The following is a 15,536-nucleotide window of genomic DNA, read 5'->3' on the forward strand; positions in this document are numbered from 1 at the left end:
GAACCAGATGGGCTCTCATTTCTCTTGGTTCCGTTTGTCTTTTCGGAAAAACCGGAGTCCAATATTTCCCAATACAAACTCTGCTATCACTCATCGGCAAGTCATCCGTTGGAATCATCATCTGAAAAACCGCTCAAGCCAAGTGTGCCCTTACGCAAAAGCGAAACGATGATACCGGCGTCGGCGCTTTCGAACTCGACCGCGCCAAGAGGCGCGGTTGTATGCGCAAAGCGTGGGTCCGCTGCGACAGACTGAGCGATTGTCGAGGCTTCCACGGCGGCTGCATTGGCTGCCGATGCGATCAGGAAGGCGGTATGTCGATGCCGATCCTGGGTGCCGATCTGGGCGGCATCAATGGCGCTGGCGGCTTTTTCGATCACGGCTTCGGCTGTTGCCAACCGCAGGGCGGCATCGGCGATGGCGCCGGTCTTTGATGGGTCAAAATCGGGTTCGAACGTGTCGTCAGGCAGATGAGAGGGGGCCAATACCGGGCTTGCGAACAATTGGCTGAATGCAGCTTTGCCTCTCCCCAGCTCCACCGATGCCTGCAAAAGCAGCTCCATGGCCTGAGGCACACCCGGCCCCTGTGCGGGACGACGGGTCTGCAATTGCGCGTCCATTTCGCCTCTCTGGTCGCGAAACAGCACGGGCTCACCCCGATCCGGCTGGCTTTTGTCTGAAAGGGAATTGGCGATCGGCGTCATCGTCGCCGTTCCCCCAGGGAAAAACAGATGGGCTGGCTCTTCAGCCTGGTCATGGACGGACACCATGATCCAATCGGCAGAAGTAGCGTTAGGTGACGCCATGCCGGTGCCATTCAATGACCAGCCGAGTCCATTATAGGAAAGGTGGAGGCCCCTGTCTTTCAGGCTTGCCGCAGACGGTGCTTTGACGCGCGCCAAGCGCATGCCTGCCAGTGCGGCAGCAAAGAAATAGGATTTCTGTGCTTCACTGCCATGGCTGCGCAACAATTCCAATGCACTATAATGACCGGCAAGCATGGCCCCCAATGTGGGACAAGCCTTTGCCAGGACACAGCAAATGGTTGATAATAACACATTTGAAACGTCGATCCCGCCGTAATCGGTCGAGACGGAAATACCGAGAAGCCCTGACCTCAGCAGATGGTCGAGGATTGCTTTTTCATAGGACCCATCATCTGTCGGCACTGCACTTTCTGCCAAGACATGCGCGGCGCCAAGGGCTTCGTCCTCGGCTTTGATGAAGGCAACTGGTCTAGCCAGTCGGTCGAAAACGGGCGAGAATGTTCCCATGACGGCATCTCCCTTTTGTCTCGATTTCGAAATTCCGGACAAGAGCATTTCCAGGAAAAGTGGAAACCGGTTTTCCGTCCGGAAATGCGTAAAAACAAAGAGTTAGAGCGTTACTGCGATGACATGTAGGGCAGAAACGCTCTAGTGACGTGTCTTCCCGCTTCACGAGAGCCGCAGCCCGCCAAACAGGTGGGCAATAAACGATATTATCATATCGATAGATTTTGTATAGTTTCCTTTTCAAAGGGTTGTGGGGTGTGTGACGTCGTTGTTTTAGCCCTCATTGAGCCTGGCTTCGAGCAAGAGTTTTACCAGCCAATCAACGAAAACCCGGACCTTGTTGCTCAAATGCCGGTTTGGCGGATAGACGATGTAGAGAGGAAGCGGCTCACGCCTCCAATCTGCCAGCACTTGCACCAATTCGCCCGATGCGATGAGGCTGGCGGCCATGAACCGGGGAATCGGCGCGATGCCAAGGCCGTTCTGGGCGCAGGTCATATAGGTGCGGCTATCGTTGACAGACACGATGTAGCGGGCGCTGATCTCCAGCTCTTCCTTGTCCTTTTTGAACGTGAACGGCATTTTCCGGCTATTGTTGCTGCTGAAATAGTTCACGCAATAGTGGTGGTTTTCCAGCTCGCGCGGATGGGCCGGGATGCCGAATTTTTCGATATAGCGGGGGGCGACGCAGGTGATCATTTCCACGTCGCAAACCCGTCTGGCGATCAGGGACTGATCGGATGGCGTACCGGCCCGCAAAGCGCAATCGACGTTTTCGGCAAGATAATCGACCATCCGGTCGCTGACGCCGAGATCGATGTGCATATCTGGAAATTTCTGGTGAAAGTCGCAGAGGGAGGGAACCACAATCCAGTCGGAAAAGGCGCCGGACATTTCGACACGCAAACGTCCGCGGGGTGTGCTTTGTGCATTGGAAAGACTTTCGTCCAGCTCAGCCAGTTCCGAAACGATCTGAACCGCTCTCTCATAATACAAGGCCCCGTCCGTCGTCACCATGACGCGGCGGGTGGTCCGGTTGAGCAGCTTGGTCTGCAAATGGGCTTCCAACCCTTGAATGAGATTGGTGACCGTTGCCTTTGGCATATCAAGCCGTTCAGCCGCCCGGGTAAAGTTGCCGGTTTCCACCACGCGAATAAAGGCACGCATTGCTGAGAGCTGGTCCATGGGAGTTGGCCTTGTTAATGTGCGTTGCACTATTATTCGAAAATACGAACAGTGTAGTTAGAAAACGCCAGCTTGTTCCGATTGGCGAATAACAATAGATTTTACGGGAAATTGCAAGCGTGCATATCTCATCTCGGGGGCTGCTGGTCGGACCGGGGGAATCAGAGGTCCCGAAAGTGGGGGCTTAAGGAAGTCGAAGCAATGTCGGTACAAGTGAAAGATATGGTGCTGGATAAGCTGGCCGTCGGGCCGGTGTCGGCGCGTGTCTATCAGGGTGCCGAATATGGCAAGGGGCCGCCGGTCGTGCTGTTCTTTCACGGCGGTGCCTTCATGGCATCGGGCGTGGTGGACAGTTCGGTTGCGGCCTGTCTGGCGAGGACCGGCGCTATCGTGGTGGTGCCGGACTATAACGCGCCGCTCGGGCCGGTCTTCCCCAGTCCGCTTGAGGTGGGTTTTTCGATTTTCTCCTATCTCGCCAACAAGCGTGCCGGGCTTGGCGACCGTAAATCGCTGCTGTTGCTGGCAGGCGTTGAGGCGGGTGGTAATATTGCCGCCAGCGTCGCGCTGAAGGCACGGGATCATTTCGCCAACGAACTTGACGGACAGATCCTGCTGTCGCCGCTGCTCGATCCATTCATGGGGACGGCGTCCATCCGTGAAGCGGAAGCCATCGGCATGCGGGAGCGCTGGGCGGAAGGCTGGAGCCGCTATCTGAGCGGTGGCGGATGCCATCCTTATGCGGCACCTTGCCTCTGTTCGCGTCTCGCTGGCGTCGCGCCTGCCTTGGTTTTGAGCGCTGAGGATGATCCGCTGCGTGATGAAAGTCTTGCGTTCGCGCAAAGCCTGAAGCAGGCAGGCGTTAAAACCTGTAGCCAGATCCTGCCTTCCGGGAAGGGCTGGTCATCCATCTATGACGGTCAACAGATCCATGCGTCGACATGGGAGCCTGAGTTTGAAAGCCAGTTCGAAGACTTCGTTAAACAGATCAGCATTCGCTAGAATGTCGTGAAACCTGAATGAACAATGGCGGCCGGTGGGGGCCGCAAGGAGATTGCCAATGTCATCCAGAAAACAACGCTGGGCCCTTATGGGCGCCGGCCTGGGCCTTGTTGTGTCCATTTCAGCCGTATCCGTGGTTCTTCAATTGCCGATGAGTGCTGCCGCAACGGCGGCCTCGGCGGCTGCACCGGCTCCTGCCGTGCCGGTCACGGTTTCAAAGGTTTCCAGCCGGAATTTCACCCATTGGGAGCTGTTTTCCGGCCGTCTCGAGGCTGTTGAACGGGTCGATGTGCGGCCACGGGTCGGCGGAGCCATCCAATCCGTCCACTTTCGTGAGGGCGCGCTGGTCAAGGCAGGCGATCTGCTGTTCACCATCGATCCCGCCCCGTATCAGGCCGCTGTCGATCAGGCGGAAGGCCAGTTCGCTTCAGCCGAGGCCAAGGTCGATCTTGCCAGGATCGAACTGGATCGCGGCTTGAAACTATCGGGCAACAGCACGATCTCGCAAAGCGATATGGACCAGCGCCGCAATAGCTTTACCCAGGCTCAAGCCGCCATGGGAACCGCCAGAGCACAGCTGCAATCGGCTCAACTGGAGCTGGATTATACCCAGGTGCGCGCCCCGGTTTCCGGTCGCGTTGGTAAGCTCGAGGTTACGGCGGGTAATCTGGTGGCCTCGGGTTCCTCGTCCTCTGTCCTGACCACACTTGTGTCAGTCGATCCAATCTATGCGAGCTTCAATGTCAGCGAGCAACTGGTTGCCAAGGCTCTGTCGCAGCTGCCGCAAACCGGGGCCGCCTTAGCCGACATTGATCGCATCCCGGTCGAAATCGGCACTTTGGCCGATGACGGCACGCCCATCAAAGGCAAGTTGCAATTGATCAACAATCAGGTCGATGCCGCCAGTGGTACGATTGGCGTGCGCGCCGTCTTCGACAATCCGGGCGGCAGGCTTATTCCTGGCCAGTTCGTGCGGGTGCGCATGGGACAACCAGTGCCGGAAAACAAGATCCTGGTCAGCGAACGGGCGATTGGCACCGATCAGGACAAGAAATTCGTTTTCGTGGTCGATGCCGATAACAAGGTGAATTACCGCCAGATCCAGCTGGGCGCCGTGGCCGAAGGCCAGCGTGTGGTGGAAAACGGGCTTGCTCCTGGCGATACGATCGTCGTCAACGGTCTGCAACGCATCAAACCGGGCGCAGTGGTTGCGCCGCAGCTAGAAGAAAAGCTCGCGGCGTCGAAGTAAGCATAGCCTCCGCATTGACCTGACGCTTTTTTCGCAAAGCGCGAACACTTGTCAGGTCCAATATCCTCCCGGCAGCAAAGGCCGCCGGGCAGGACTGTCATATCCATATCCACCGTTTGCCGGACGAAACGTCGCTTTTGTCCGAGGGCGGAGTTGTTTCACGCCGGAGAGGGCTTTGAAATGAACATTTCCCGATTTTTTGTCGACCGCCCGGTGTTTGCCGGGGTGCTGTCGGTGCTGATCGTCGTTGCCGGATTGATCGGCATGCGGTCGCTGCCGATTTCCGAATATCCCGATGTCGTGCCACCGTCGATTGTCGTGCGGGCCACCTATCCCGGTGCCAATCCGAAGGTGATAGCCGAAACCGTCGCGACGCCGCTGGAAGAGCAGATCAATGGCGTCGAAGGCATGCTTTACATGTCGAGCCAGGCGACTTCGGACGGCGTGATGACGCTGACCGTGACCTTCAAGCTCGGCACAGATCCCGATCAGGCCCAGCAACTGGTGCAGAACCGGGTGTCGCAGGCCGAACCGCGTCTGCCGGAAGAGGTCAAAAGCCTCGGCGTGACCACGGTCAAAAGCTCTCCCGATCTGATGATGGTCGTCAACCTGATCTCCCCCGACAATCGCTATGACATTACCTACCTGCGCAATTACGGCGTCCTGAACATCAAAGACCGGCTGGCGCGGATTGCAGGTGTCGGTCAGGTACAAATCTTCGGCTCCGGCGATTATTCCATGCGTATCTGGATCGATCCGCAGCAGGCAGCCGAGCACGGACTGGCGGCCAGCGATATTACCACGGCTATCCGCGCCCAGAATGTCCAGGCCGCAGCCGGGATCATCGGTGGGTCGCCAAGCCTGCCGGGCGTCGATGTACAGCTGAATGTCAACGCGCAGGGCAGGCTGCAAACGCCCGAGGATTTTGGCAATATCATCGTCAAAAGCGGTGCAAACGGTCAGATTACCCGATTGCGCGATGTTGCCCGCGTCGAGCTTGGCGCTTCCGATTACGCACTGCGCTCCCTGCTGGACAGCAAGGCGGCTGTCGCCATTCCTGTTTTCCAGGCGCCCGGCTCCAACGCTATCACCATTTCCGATGAAGTGGTGAGGACGATGGATGAGCTGCAATTGGCGATGCCGGAAGGCGTCAAATACGAAATCGTCTACGACACCACCAAATTCGTCCGCTCCTCCATCGAAAAAGTGGTCGATACCCTGCTGGAAGCCGTGGCGTTGGTCGTGCTGGTCGTCATTCTTTTCCTCCAGACCTGGCGGGCGTCGATCATTCCGCTGATCGCGGTTCCTGTGTCGATCATCGGTACTTTCGCTGTCATGTACGCCTTCGGCTTTTCCATCAACGCGCTCAGTCTGTTCGGTCTGGTTCTGGCCATCGGCATCGTCGTGGATGATGCGATCGTCGTTGTCGAAAATGTCGAGCGCAATATCGAAAACGGCCTGTCGCCCCGTCAGGCGACCTACCGTGCCATGAAGGAAGTGTCGGGGCCGATTATCGCCATTGCCCTGGTTCTGGTGGCGGTCTTCGTGCCGCTGGCGTTTATTTCCGGTCTCTCGGGCCAGTTCTACCGCCAGTTTGCCTTGACCATCGCCATCTCGACCGTCATTTCGGCGCTGAACTCGCTGACCCTGTCACCGGCGCTTGCGGCTCTGCTTTTGAAGGGCCATCATGCCCCGAAGGACCGGCTGACGCGCGGCCTGGATTTTCTGCTGGGCTGGTTTTTCCGAGGCTTCAACCGGGTCTTCGGCGCTGGCTCCAATGCCTATGGGAAAAGCGTCGGCGGGTTGCTGTCGCGCAAAAGCATTGTCATGGTCGTTTATCTGGCGCTGGCCGGTGCCACCTATGGCCTGTTCAATGCCGTGCCGGGTGGGTTTGTACCGGCACAGGACAAGCAATATCTGATCGGCTTTGCCCAGTTGCCGGATGCTGCCAGCCTTGACCGCACGGAAGACGTGATCAAGCGGATGAGCGACATAGCACTTGCCCAGCCGGGCGTGGCTCACGCCATCGCCTTTCCGGGCCTGTCGATCAACGGTTTCACCAATTCCTCCAACGCCGGCATCGTCTTTGTGACCCTGAAGGATTTCGACCAGCGCAAGACGCCTGATCTGTCCGGTGGGGCTATTGCCATGCAGCTGAACCAGAAGTTTTCCTCCATTCAGGATGCCTTCATCGCCATGTTCCCGCCGCCGCCCGTCCAGGGTCTCGGCACGACCGGTGGCTTCAAACTGCAATTGGAAGACCGGGCGGGACTGGGGTATCAGGCGCTGGATGAAGCCACCAAGGCTGTGCTGGCCAAGGCCTACCAGACACCGGAGCTGACCGGCCTGTTTTCCAGCTTCCAGATCAATGTGCCGCAGCTTTATGCCGATCTTGATCGCGCCAAGGCAGAGCAACTCGGTGTCTCCGTCACCGATGTGTTCCAGACCCTGCAAATCTATCTGGGTTCGCTCTACGTCAATGACTTCAATGCCTTTGGCCGCACATACAGCGTTCGCGCCCAGGCCGATGCCAAGTTTCGGGCCACGTCCGACAATATCGGCCAGTTGAAAGTACGCTCGGCATCCGGCCAGATGATCCCGCTGTCTGCGCTGCTGCGGGTCGATCCAACAACGGGGCCGGAACGCACCAACCGCTATAACGGCTTTCTGGCTGCCGACATCAATGGCGGACCGGCACCCGGCTTCTCGTCCGGCCAGGCCCAGGCGGCAATCGAAAAGATTACAGCCGATGTGCTGCCCAAAGGCATCGGCTACGAATGGACCGATCTGACCTATCAGCAGATCCTGGCGGGAAGCTCGGGCTTCCTGGTGTTCCCGCTGGCTTTGCTTCTAGTCTATCTCGTGCTTGCGGCGCAATATGAAAGTCTGACCCTGCCTTTGGCGATCATCATGATCGTGCCGATGGGCGTATTGGCGGCGCTGACCGGGATCTGGTTGACCGGGGGAGACAATAATATCTTCACCCAGATCGGCCTGATCGTGCTTGTCGGGCTATCGGCCAAAAACGCCATCCTGATCGTCGAATTCGCGCGGGAGCTGGAATTTGAAGGCAGGACACCGGTTCAGGCGGCTATCGAGGCTAGCCGTTTGCGGCTGCGCCCGATCCTGATGACCTCCATGGCCTTTATCATGGGCGTCGTTCCGCTGGTCACCTCAACCGGTGCCGGGGCCGAAATGCGCGCAGCCATGGGGATCGCGGTGTTTTCGGGCATGATTGGCGTGACGTTCTTCGGCATTTTCATGACGCCAGTCTTTTATGTGCTGATCCGCAAACTGGCCGGGAATCGTCCGCTGGTGCAGCATGTCAACGAGGACCATGAGCAGGACAATGACAGGCCGATGCGCATGGCGGCCGAGTAAAGAAACGACGTGCCGTTGCGCTTCCGAGGCGCAGCGGCACTTCACTGTTTATCTTCTGTTTTTGGGGTTCGCCAACAGCGCTCAGCCAGAAACCGTCTCATGCCTCTCGTGCCGGTCTGGTTCGACTTTTTCCGGACAAACTCTCGCTGCTGCATCGTGCATCTGGGATCGGAACCAGACCAGTGCGGGATCACGGGTGCGATAGCTGTGCCATTGCAGGCATTGCTGTAATGGTGGCAGAGGGAAAGGCGGGTCCATGATGCGGATACCGCCCAGATTGAGCATGCATTCCGCCAGGCTGCGCTGAACCATGGCAATGCGTTTTGAGCCACGGATAAGGAAGGGCAGAGACGCAAAGGAAAAGGTCGAAACCTCCACCTTGATCTTTAGTCCGAGCTTGTCGCAGGCGCGTTGGGCAAAGGTCTCTCCACCATTGGGTGGCTGCATCACCACATGGCCCGCCTCAAGAAAATCCTTCTCTGTCATAGGCCCTTCGGCCAGCGGTCCGTCCGCATCCACAACGCAACAGATCTGGTCTTCCAGAAAAGGCTCCGATGGATGATTGGTCGAGCAAAAATCGCTTGGCGCCACCAATAGATCCGCTTCTCCGCGCTCAAGAAGGAGATGGGGGTAGTTTTGTTGTGGCTGGAAATGGATTTGCACACCCGGGGCAAGCGCCGACACCTGTCGCAGAAACGGCGGTATGATCGTGTTGAGCGTATAGTCTGACACGATGAGGTTGATACTGCGTGTCGATTCCTGAGGAATGAAGGACGGGGTTGACACAACGGCGGCCTCGATGCGCACGATTATGTCGCGCAAGGGCAGCTCCAAGGAGGCGGCGAGCGGCGACAATTCCATGGATCGCCCGACCTGAATCAAAAGCGGATCGTCGAAGTAATCGCGCAGGCGCCCAAGGGCATTGCTCATCGCCGATTGGGTGATGAACATTTCGTCTGCGGCACGGCTGACATTGCGAACCCTGATCAGCGTGTCGAGCGCCACCAGAAGATTAAGGTCTAGGTTCTTAAAGCGCATGATTATCCCCCTCCCAAGGAATTTCTCGAATGACCCGCCAAACTATCGGGGGATCAATCGATTCATGTATTTATTTTAAAAATACAGATCATTCATCAATGCAATTTGTAAACGAATTTTTCTTGGGTACATCTTGGGCCAGGGAGGAAATTTCGTGGCTGGCCTTAGCGCTGGCAGCGTGGTTCTCCCATGGACTAAATCGCCCGAGGAGGCGAGTTGGAGGAGACCTGATGTTTAAGTATTTTCCGACCAATTATGTCTGGAACCTGTCTGTCGATCTATCTATCGAGATGGGTGCCCGGATGGGCGAGATCGAAGAAATGTGCGCCCCGTTGCAGGAGGCGGCCAAGGCGCCGGACGCAGCCGGTACGCAAGCTTTCCGCGAGACCTGGATCAAGATGGCGGACAAGCTGGTTTCTCTGGCTGATGAAGACGAAGCAAAGGGCCGGTTGATTTCTGCGGGTGACAAGCTGATCCGCGCCGCCAATTACATGCTGACCGCGGAACGGTTGCTTGCCCATGGTTCTGAGGGCCGGGTAGCCTTGTACAAGCGCTTTCTGGATGCGTTCGAAAAGGGCTTGAAACTGTCCGGCTCATCTTGTCGCCGGGTGGAAATTCCCTATGAGGGCAAGCATCTTTCCGCTCTTTACGTACCCGCCGAAGGTGTCGAAGGTGCCGCACCGCTTCTGGTTCAGGTCAATGGTCTCGACAGTACCAAGGAAATGAAGTTTTTGGTTGGGTTGCCGGTATGGCTTGCCAAGCGTGGCGTCGCTTCGCTGATCGTCGACCAGCCTGGTACGGGGGAAGCCCTGCGCCTGCAAGAATTGACAGCCCGCTACGATAGCGAGCATTGGGCAAGCCGAGTGGTCGATTGGCTGGAGGGCCAGCCGGATGTCGATGCGAAGCGGATCGGCATGGAAGGTGTGTCGCTCGGTGGTTACTATTGTCCCCGCGCTGTCGCCTTCGAACCGCGCTTTGCCTGCGGTGTGGTGTGGGGCGCCAATCACGACTGGCGTGATGTGCAGAAAAAGCGTCTCGCCCGCGAAGGCAATCTTCCCGTTCCTCATTACTGGAGCCACGTCATGTGGGTCTGGGGCGCCAAGGACATGGATGACTTCATGGCGATTGCCGAAACAGTTCATCTCAATGGCATTCTGGACCGGATTCACGTGCCGTTCCTTGTCACCCACGGCGAAAAGGACAGCCAAATTCCCTTGCAATGGGCTCATGCCACCTATGACCAGCTGGTCAACAGCCCCAACCGCGAGCTGAAGATTTTCGATGAGCGCACCGGCGGCATCCAGCATTCCAGCTTCGACAACTCGGCAAATGCCGGTGCCTATATCGCCGATTGGGTCGCCGAGGTGCTGGGTGGACGCACCGCAGTCAGGAAAAACCCATGACCGTCAAACTGTTAATTTGTGGCCGTCGGCGGCTGGGCCAGACCCTTGCTGAACATCGCGCGCATATGAAGGACCATCACGGCAAGCTCGTGCTGGATTATATCGCCGATGATCCGGTGAAAGCGCCCAAGCGCTATGTTCAGAACCATGCGTTCGATGGTGTCTATTTCGGCGGCGAGCCGCAGGCCAAGGCGTTGTCGCTCGGCGTAGATTTCGTCACAGAGGTCTGGGCTGAGGATCTCGCAGACTTGAAGGCGTCACGCGAGACGCCGTTCTATCTGCAACATCTCAAGCCCGATGAGCCAGAAATGGTCGATGACGCCACGTTGATCGGCACGCCCTGCTCGGAAGAGCCAATCATTCCGGTGAAACCGACTGAGGGTAGAGTGAAGGTATTCCTGGCCTGGTTTGGTGAAAAGCCTCATGCAAACGCTGTTTTGGATGTGGTCGATACGGCCTCACATGGCTTGCTTGGATATTGCCGCAACACACCGTTGTTTCCCGGCCCGATTGGCGCCATCGATGAACACTGGCTGCCCGACGAGGCCGCCGGCATCGCTTTCGCAAAAGCCTGCCGCAGCGCCATCAACGAGCTTCGCCCCGGCGATACCGGCTTTAGCCTGACCATCGCCCGCGAATATGTTCTCCACGCCGGTCACGTAGACCTCGCAAAATAAATGCCAGACGTCATGAAAGAAAGGAATGTCCCATGAACATCATCGGACCCGATTATCTTGTCTTTGGTGTCGATAATGTCGCCGCCAGCTGCGAATATCTCACGGCTTTCGGTTTGAAGCCGGTTGATGTGACGGACGCCGGTGGCCTGTTTGAAGCGTTGGACGGCACGGGTGTTATTGTTCGTCATACGTCCGATCCGTCTTTGCCGCCGCCGCTGCCGACCTCGAACATGCTGCGCCAGCAGGTGTATGGCGTGCGCACCGCCGAAGATCTGGACGCGATCGAAGCCGAGCTGTCCAAGGACCGCCGCGTTACGCGGCTGTCCAACGGTTCGATCGAAGTGAAGGATAGTCATGGCTTCGAGCTCAAGTTCCAGGTGTCGATCCGCCGCGAACTCGACATGCCAGCCGAAAAGATCAACGCACCGGGCGCACCCGCCCAACGCAAACCGAACGAAATCGGCGTATGGGAAGAGATGCCGGCGCTGCCGCGCTCGCTCAGCCATGTGGTGTTGTTCGTTCCCGATATTGAGATCGCAACCGAGTTTTACTGTGATCGCCTCGGCTTCGTCGTCACGGATACATTGAGCGGGGCAGGTCCGTTTCTGCGGCCCAAGGCAAATGACGATCATCACACGCTGTTCTTCATTCGCACGCCGGATTACATGAAAGGCTGTGAGCATCTTGCCTTCCATATGGGTGGCCCAACGGAATTGATGGTTGCAGGAACGCGCTTCGTCAAAAAGGGCTATCAGAGCTTCTGGGGACCTGGTCGTCATAAGTTCGGATCGAACTGGTTCTGGTATTTCAACAGTCCCCTTGGCTGTCACTTCGAATACGACGCCGATATGGACAAGCACGACGATACATGGGTGGGCCGCGACGTGCCGATCAGTGCCGAGGCGTCTCAGATCATCCTGTTCGAGATGCGCGAGAAGTGGATGCCTGGTGGCGGGCCGCCTCCCGGTGCAAAGTCCTGACGTGATGGAAAGAGACCATGCCATCCCGACAATTCCTCTGCCGACAGGATGCCGTTGGCGAGGGCGAGGCTAAAGGCTTCGGCCCACTTCAAGGCTTCCGTCGCAAGATCATCGTGATCAGACGTGATGGCAAGCTCCACGCCTGGCTCGATGCCTGCCCGCATTATTCCAGCGGAACGCCGATGGCCTGGAAGACGGACGCTTATTTCAACGGCGAGAAAACCCATCTCGCCTGCCATTCCCATGGCGCCTTGTTCGATTTTGAGACGGGAGAATGTGTGCTTGGCCCTTGCCTGGGACAAGGACTGACACGAGTGAATATTGCAGTGGGTGAGGAAGGCGAGGTTTTCGCTTTGGTAACTGCGGAGGAGGAAAAAACATGAATTCGGGTATCAAGAAGATCCTGATTATCGGCGGTGGTTTTTCGGGAATGACTGCGGCACTTCAGCTGTCGCGAGAGGGGTTTGAGATCGATCTCGTGGAGATCGATGCGGGATGGCGGTCCTATGGGGCAGGCATCAGCCTGCACGGCTCGACGCTCAGGGTGCTGCGCCAACTCGGCCTCCTGGATCGCTTCATGGAAGATGGGTATGCCAGCGACGGCGTGCAGTTGCGGGGGCCGGATGATGCCGTGCTGTTCACATTGCCGACCCCCCGGGTGGCGGGCGCCGATATTCCCGGCGGCGGCGGTATCATGCGCCCGGCGCTTGCCAAAATCCTGTCGGAGGCGGTGCGGGCTTCCACGACCAAGGTTCGGCTAGGCGTGACATTTACCGAGATCGTCCAGAGCGAAGACGGAGCACAGGTCAGCTTTAGCGACGGCAGTTCAGACCGGTTCGATCTCGTCATCGGGGCGGACGGGCTGTTTTCCGCTGTCCGTTCCAAGACGTTTCCTCATGCCCCAAAGCCCCGTTTCATCGGCCAGTCGGTCTGGCGCGCCGTTTTGCCGAGACCGGAGGAGCTGGAAACCATCACCATGTGGATGGGTCCGAAACTGAAGGTCGGTTTGAATGGCGTCAACAAAACCCAAGCCTATCTGTTTCTGACCGAAGACCGCCCCACCAATGACTTTGTGGCCCCAGAGCTGTTCGTCGAGACCCTGCGCGGCTTGATGGAGCGCTTCAGCTCGCCAATCATCCAAGGAATTGCCAAGCAGTTGTCGGCAGAGCACCAGATCATTTACCGGCCACTGGAGCAAATGTTACTGCCGCGTCCTTGGTTTCAGGGACGGGTGGTGCTGATCGGCGACGCCGTTCATGCCACGACACCGCATCTGGCCGCCGGTGCCTGTATTGGTATCGAGGATGCCATGGTGCTGGCCGAGGAGCTGGTCAAGGGCAGCGATGTCGATGACGCGCTTGCCGCGTTCGAGGCAAGGCGCTGGGAGCGGTGTCGGATGGTGGTCGAGAATTCGGGCCGTCTGGCCGATATCGAGATCCATGGCGGCAGCCGTGAAGAGCATGCCTCAATCATGAAAGTTTCGATGAAAACCCTGGCGGAAGCGATCTGACACCAGAATTCATTACAAGTGATAGTCGATACTCAATTTTAAAATTACTTAAAATATTGATTTTGTTAGAGTATTTTCGACGGCGTCCCGATTGGGAGATCGGACGCTTTTGTCGGCGCATGAAAAGAACCGGAGGAGATGGAATGTCAGGACAGAAATTTGGAGTGGCCGGGTCGATTGCCCTCGTCATCGGTCACTTCTCGGGCATGCTTGACTTGATTGCTCTCCCCGTTTGGGTTGGCGCGCTTGTCGAACGCTTCGGGTTCAGCCCACAACAGGCCGGCGGGATCGTTACCTTGTTCCTGGTCGGTGCAGTTGTCGCGAGCCTCATCGTCGCACCCCGTTTCAACCAGATGAACCAGCGGCGCTGGGCCTCCACGGCTTTTGCCGTTGCCGCTACCGCTTTTTTGGGCGCATCGAGAGAGACGGCTTTCCTTCCCCTTGCTCTCCTGCATTTGACTGCCGGTTTCGCGGTTGGGACAGCTCTTTCCATGGTGCATGGAACGATCGGCCAGGCAACCAACCCGCATCGGCTATACGCCATGGCCGGCATAGCCCTTGGCCTTTTCGCCATTGTTCTGCTGGCAGCCATTCCGCAACTGTTGATCGTCTATGGCGGCTCTGTTCTCTTCTATGTGTTCACCGGTATCATGGTGATTGCCGCCCTTACCTGTACGTTCTTGTTTCGCAATCCCGTCCATGCCGTTGAACCAGAGAAGAAGCCGTTTAGCCGGGCGATGTGGTTCACGATCTTTGGGATCAGCATCCTGACCTTCAACCAATCCATGGTATTTTCCTTCGTTGAGGTCATCGGTAAATCGCGCGGGTTTTCCGCAGAGAGCGTGCTGGCTGTTCTCATCGCGCTGGGCTTCGTCAACTTTATAGTGCCATCTCCATTGGCGGCTTTTTTGCAGACCCGCGTTTCCGCCACAACTGTCACCCAGATCGGACCGGCGGTGCAGGTCATTCTCGCAATCATCGTGACTTCAGCAACCGTTTTCCCTCTCTGGGCGGTTGCGGCCTCTCTGTTCGTCTCAGTGCAGATCTTCACCCATAACTTTGCGTTCGGTCGTCTCGCAAAACTCGATCCGACCGGACGTGCCGTTGCAGCGACCCCGGCGATGTTGATGGTGGGTGCCGCACTTGGCCCTATTGTCGGTGGCGCATTGGGCGAAAATTTTGGCTTTGCGGCGCTGGGTGTGACGGCTGTGGCGGTCGGCGCGGTCTCTATTGGCTTCTTTACCAAGGCGAAAACAGCATGACACAATTTCCTGACATTACCCGTATCGTCACCGGCCATGCGAGCGATGGTCGCTCCATCCTCAGCGAAGTCGGACCTTTGCCCAAGGTGGTTGAAATCAATGCCATTCCCGGCACCATGTTTCACGAAGTGTGGGAGACCGGCGAAAGCCCTGTGCGGATCGACAATGGGGCCGATCCAACCCTCGGTCCCCTTATCCTTCCCCCTCCAGCAGGCGGCACGCGCATCCGTTTCGTCGATATCCCGCCGGATACCGAGGATTTTTTGCAAACCGGTGCGGAGCGAATGAACGTTGCCTTCGAGCAATTGGGCGACAAAGCGGCTTCCACAGTGGAGGAGCATTCCCCGCATCCGCTGATGCATCGCACGGAATCGGTTGATTACGGCATTGTCATTGAAGGCGAGATGACCCTAGTGCTTGATGATGGCGAGGTGCTTTTGAAGCAGGGTTCCGTCGTTATCCAGCGTGGCACCAATCATGCCTGGGCCAATCGCTCCGGCAAGACGTGCCGGATGCTCTTCATCCTGATCGCAGGGGTCTACGATCCCGCCATCGCAGCCAGCCTTGCCGGACGATGA

General features: G+C 57.5%; 13 protein-coding genes. 10 read left to right on the forward strand and 3 right to left on the reverse strand.

Annotated elements, in window-relative coordinates:
• Window positions 1-101: 101 nt before the first annotated feature.
• Both ASB66_RS02930 and ASB66_RS02935 read right to left on the reverse strand, forming a co-directional pair.
• Window positions 102-1,274, reverse strand: a complete 1,173-nt coding sequence (locus tag ASB66_RS02930; RefSeq protein ID WP_158544200.1) for an acyl-CoA dehydrogenase family protein — start codon at window positions 1,272-1,274, stop codon at window positions 102-104.
• A 273-nt stretch (window positions 1,275-1,547) separates the two neighbouring features.
• Complete coding sequence (locus ASB66_RS02935; RefSeq protein ID WP_060717337.1) at window positions 1,548-2,459, reverse strand: LysR family transcriptional regulator; 912 nt, start codon at window positions 2,457-2,459, stop codon at window positions 1,548-1,550.
• 201 nt (window positions 2,460-2,660) lie between these two features.
• Here ASB66_RS02935 and ASB66_RS02940 point away from each other — a divergent pair, with 201 nt between their 5' ends.
• The 3 genes from ASB66_RS02940 to ASB66_RS02950 all read left to right on the forward strand — a co-directional run bounded on the left by ASB66_RS02940 (window position 2,661) and on the right by ASB66_RS02950 (window position 8,088).
• Window positions 2,661-3,458 (forward strand): alpha/beta hydrolase fold domain-containing protein, encoded by a 798-nt coding sequence (locus ASB66_RS02940; protein WP_060717338.1) that lies wholly within the window; start codon window positions 2,661-2,663, stop codon window positions 3,456-3,458.
• A gap of 58 nt (window positions 3,459-3,516) precedes the next feature.
• Entirely contained in the window at window positions 3,517-4,707 is a 1,191-nt protein-coding gene (locus tag ASB66_RS02945; protein WP_060717339.1) for an efflux RND transporter periplasmic adaptor subunit, read from the forward strand.
• A 180-nt stretch (window positions 4,708-4,887) separates the two neighbouring features.
• Window positions 4,888-8,088, forward strand: a complete 3,201-nt coding sequence (locus ASB66_RS02950) for an efflux RND transporter permease subunit (protein WP_060717340.1) — start codon at window positions 4,888-4,890, stop codon at window positions 8,086-8,088.
• A gap of 81 nt (window positions 8,089-8,169) precedes the next feature.
• Here ASB66_RS02950 and ASB66_RS02955 read toward each other — a convergent pair whose 3' ends face one another.
• Window positions 8,170-9,126 carry a LysR substrate-binding domain-containing protein gene (locus ASB66_RS02955; RefSeq protein ID WP_060717341.1) on the reverse strand — a complete coding sequence of 319 codons (957 nt, stop codon included), beginning with the start codon at window positions 9,124-9,126 and terminating at the stop codon, window positions 8,170-8,172.
• A gap of 230 nt (window positions 9,127-9,356) precedes the next feature.
• Here ASB66_RS02955 and ASB66_RS02960 point away from each other — a divergent pair, with 230 nt between their 5' ends.
• The 7 genes from ASB66_RS02960 to ASB66_RS02990 all read left to right on the forward strand — a co-directional run bounded on the left by ASB66_RS02960 (window position 9,357) and on the right by ASB66_RS02990 (window position 15,536).
• Window positions 9,357-10,529: an alpha/beta hydrolase family protein gene (locus ASB66_RS02960; protein ID WP_060717342.1), complete on the forward strand. Its 1,173-nt coding sequence runs from the start codon at window positions 9,357-9,359 to the stop codon at window positions 10,527-10,529.
• A complete protein-coding gene (locus ASB66_RS02965) occupies window positions 10,526-11,206 on the forward strand; it encodes an EthD domain-containing protein (RefSeq protein WP_060717343.1) in 681 nt (226 codons plus the stop codon). Before ASB66_RS02960 ends, ASB66_RS02965 begins: the two co-directional genes overlap by 4 nt.
• A 32-nt stretch (window positions 11,207-11,238) precedes the next feature.
• Complete coding sequence (locus tag ASB66_RS02970; RefSeq protein ID WP_060717344.1) at window positions 11,239-12,186, forward strand: VOC family protein; 948 nt, start codon at window positions 11,239-11,241, stop codon at window positions 12,184-12,186.
• A 17-nt stretch (window positions 12,187-12,203) separates the two neighbouring features.
• The gene (locus ASB66_RS02975) at window positions 12,204-12,569 is read left to right on the forward strand and encodes a Rieske (2Fe-2S) protein (protein ID WP_060717345.1); all 366 of its coding nucleotides are present in this window, start codon (window positions 12,204-12,206) and stop codon (window positions 12,567-12,569) included.
• Window positions 12,566-13,696: an FAD-dependent oxidoreductase gene (locus ASB66_RS02980; protein ID WP_060717346.1), complete on the forward strand. Its 1,131-nt coding sequence runs from the start codon at window positions 12,566-12,568 to the stop codon at window positions 13,694-13,696. Before ASB66_RS02975 ends, ASB66_RS02980 begins: the two co-directional genes overlap by 4 nt.
• Window positions 13,697-13,839: 143 nt before the next feature.
• Entirely contained in the window at window positions 13,840-14,958 is a 1,119-nt protein-coding gene (locus tag ASB66_RS02985; RefSeq protein ID WP_060717347.1) for an MFS transporter, read from the forward strand.
• Window positions 14,955-15,536, forward strand: a complete 582-nt coding sequence (locus ASB66_RS02990; RefSeq protein WP_060717348.1) for a cupin domain-containing protein — start codon at window positions 14,955-14,957, stop codon at window positions 15,534-15,536. Before ASB66_RS02985 ends, ASB66_RS02990 begins: the two co-directional genes overlap by 4 nt.

Origin of the sequence: Gillisella vitis, from assembly GCF_001541345.2 — a bacterium.
Classification (GTDB): Bacteria; Pseudomonadota; Alphaproteobacteria; order Rhizobiales; family Rhizobiaceae; genus Allorhizobium; species Allorhizobium vitis.

What these genes read in the sequence shown, in the direction of transcription:
- ASB66_RS02930 (WP_158544200.1), bottom strand. Translation starts at nt 1,274, where the DNA reads ATGGGAACATTCTCGCCCGTTTTCGACCGACTGGCTAGACCAGTTGCC.
- ASB66_RS02935 (WP_060717337.1), bottom strand. Translation starts at nt 2,459, where the DNA reads ATGGACCAGCTCTCAGCAATGCGTGCCTTTATTCGCGTGGTGGAAACC.
- ASB66_RS02940 (WP_060717338.1), top strand. Translation starts at nt 2,661, where the DNA reads ATGTCGGTACAAGTGAAAGATATGGTGCTGGATAAGCTGGCCGTCGGG.
- ASB66_RS02945 (WP_060717339.1), top strand. Translation starts at nt 3,517, where the DNA reads ATGTCATCCAGAAAACAACGCTGGGCCCTTATGGGCGCCGGCCTGGGC.
- ASB66_RS02950 (WP_060717340.1), top strand. Translation starts at nt 4,888, where the DNA reads ATGAACATTTCCCGATTTTTTGTCGACCGCCCGGTGTTTGCCGGGGTG.
- ASB66_RS02955 (WP_060717341.1), bottom strand. Translation starts at nt 9,126, where the DNA reads ATGCGCTTTAAGAACCTAGACCTTAATCTTCTGGTGGCGCTCGACACG.
- ASB66_RS02960 (WP_060717342.1), top strand. Translation starts at nt 9,357, where the DNA reads ATGTTTAAGTATTTTCCGACCAATTATGTCTGGAACCTGTCTGTCGAT.
- ASB66_RS02965 (WP_060717343.1), top strand. Translation starts at nt 10,526, where the DNA reads ATGACCGTCAAACTGTTAATTTGTGGCCGTCGGCGGCTGGGCCAGACC.
- ASB66_RS02970 (WP_060717344.1), top strand. Translation starts at nt 11,239, where the DNA reads ATGAACATCATCGGACCCGATTATCTTGTCTTTGGTGTCGATAATGTC.
- ASB66_RS02975 (WP_060717345.1), top strand. Translation starts at nt 12,204, where the DNA reads ATGCCATCCCGACAATTCCTCTGCCGACAGGATGCCGTTGGCGAGGGC.
- ASB66_RS02980 (WP_060717346.1), top strand. Translation starts at nt 12,566, where the DNA reads ATGAATTCGGGTATCAAGAAGATCCTGATTATCGGCGGTGGTTTTTCG.
- ASB66_RS02985 (WP_060717347.1), top strand. Translation starts at nt 13,840, where the DNA reads ATGTCAGGACAGAAATTTGGAGTGGCCGGGTCGATTGCCCTCGTCATC.
- ASB66_RS02990 (WP_060717348.1), top strand. Translation starts at nt 14,955, where the DNA reads ATGACACAATTTCCTGACATTACCCGTATCGTCACCGGCCATGCGAGC.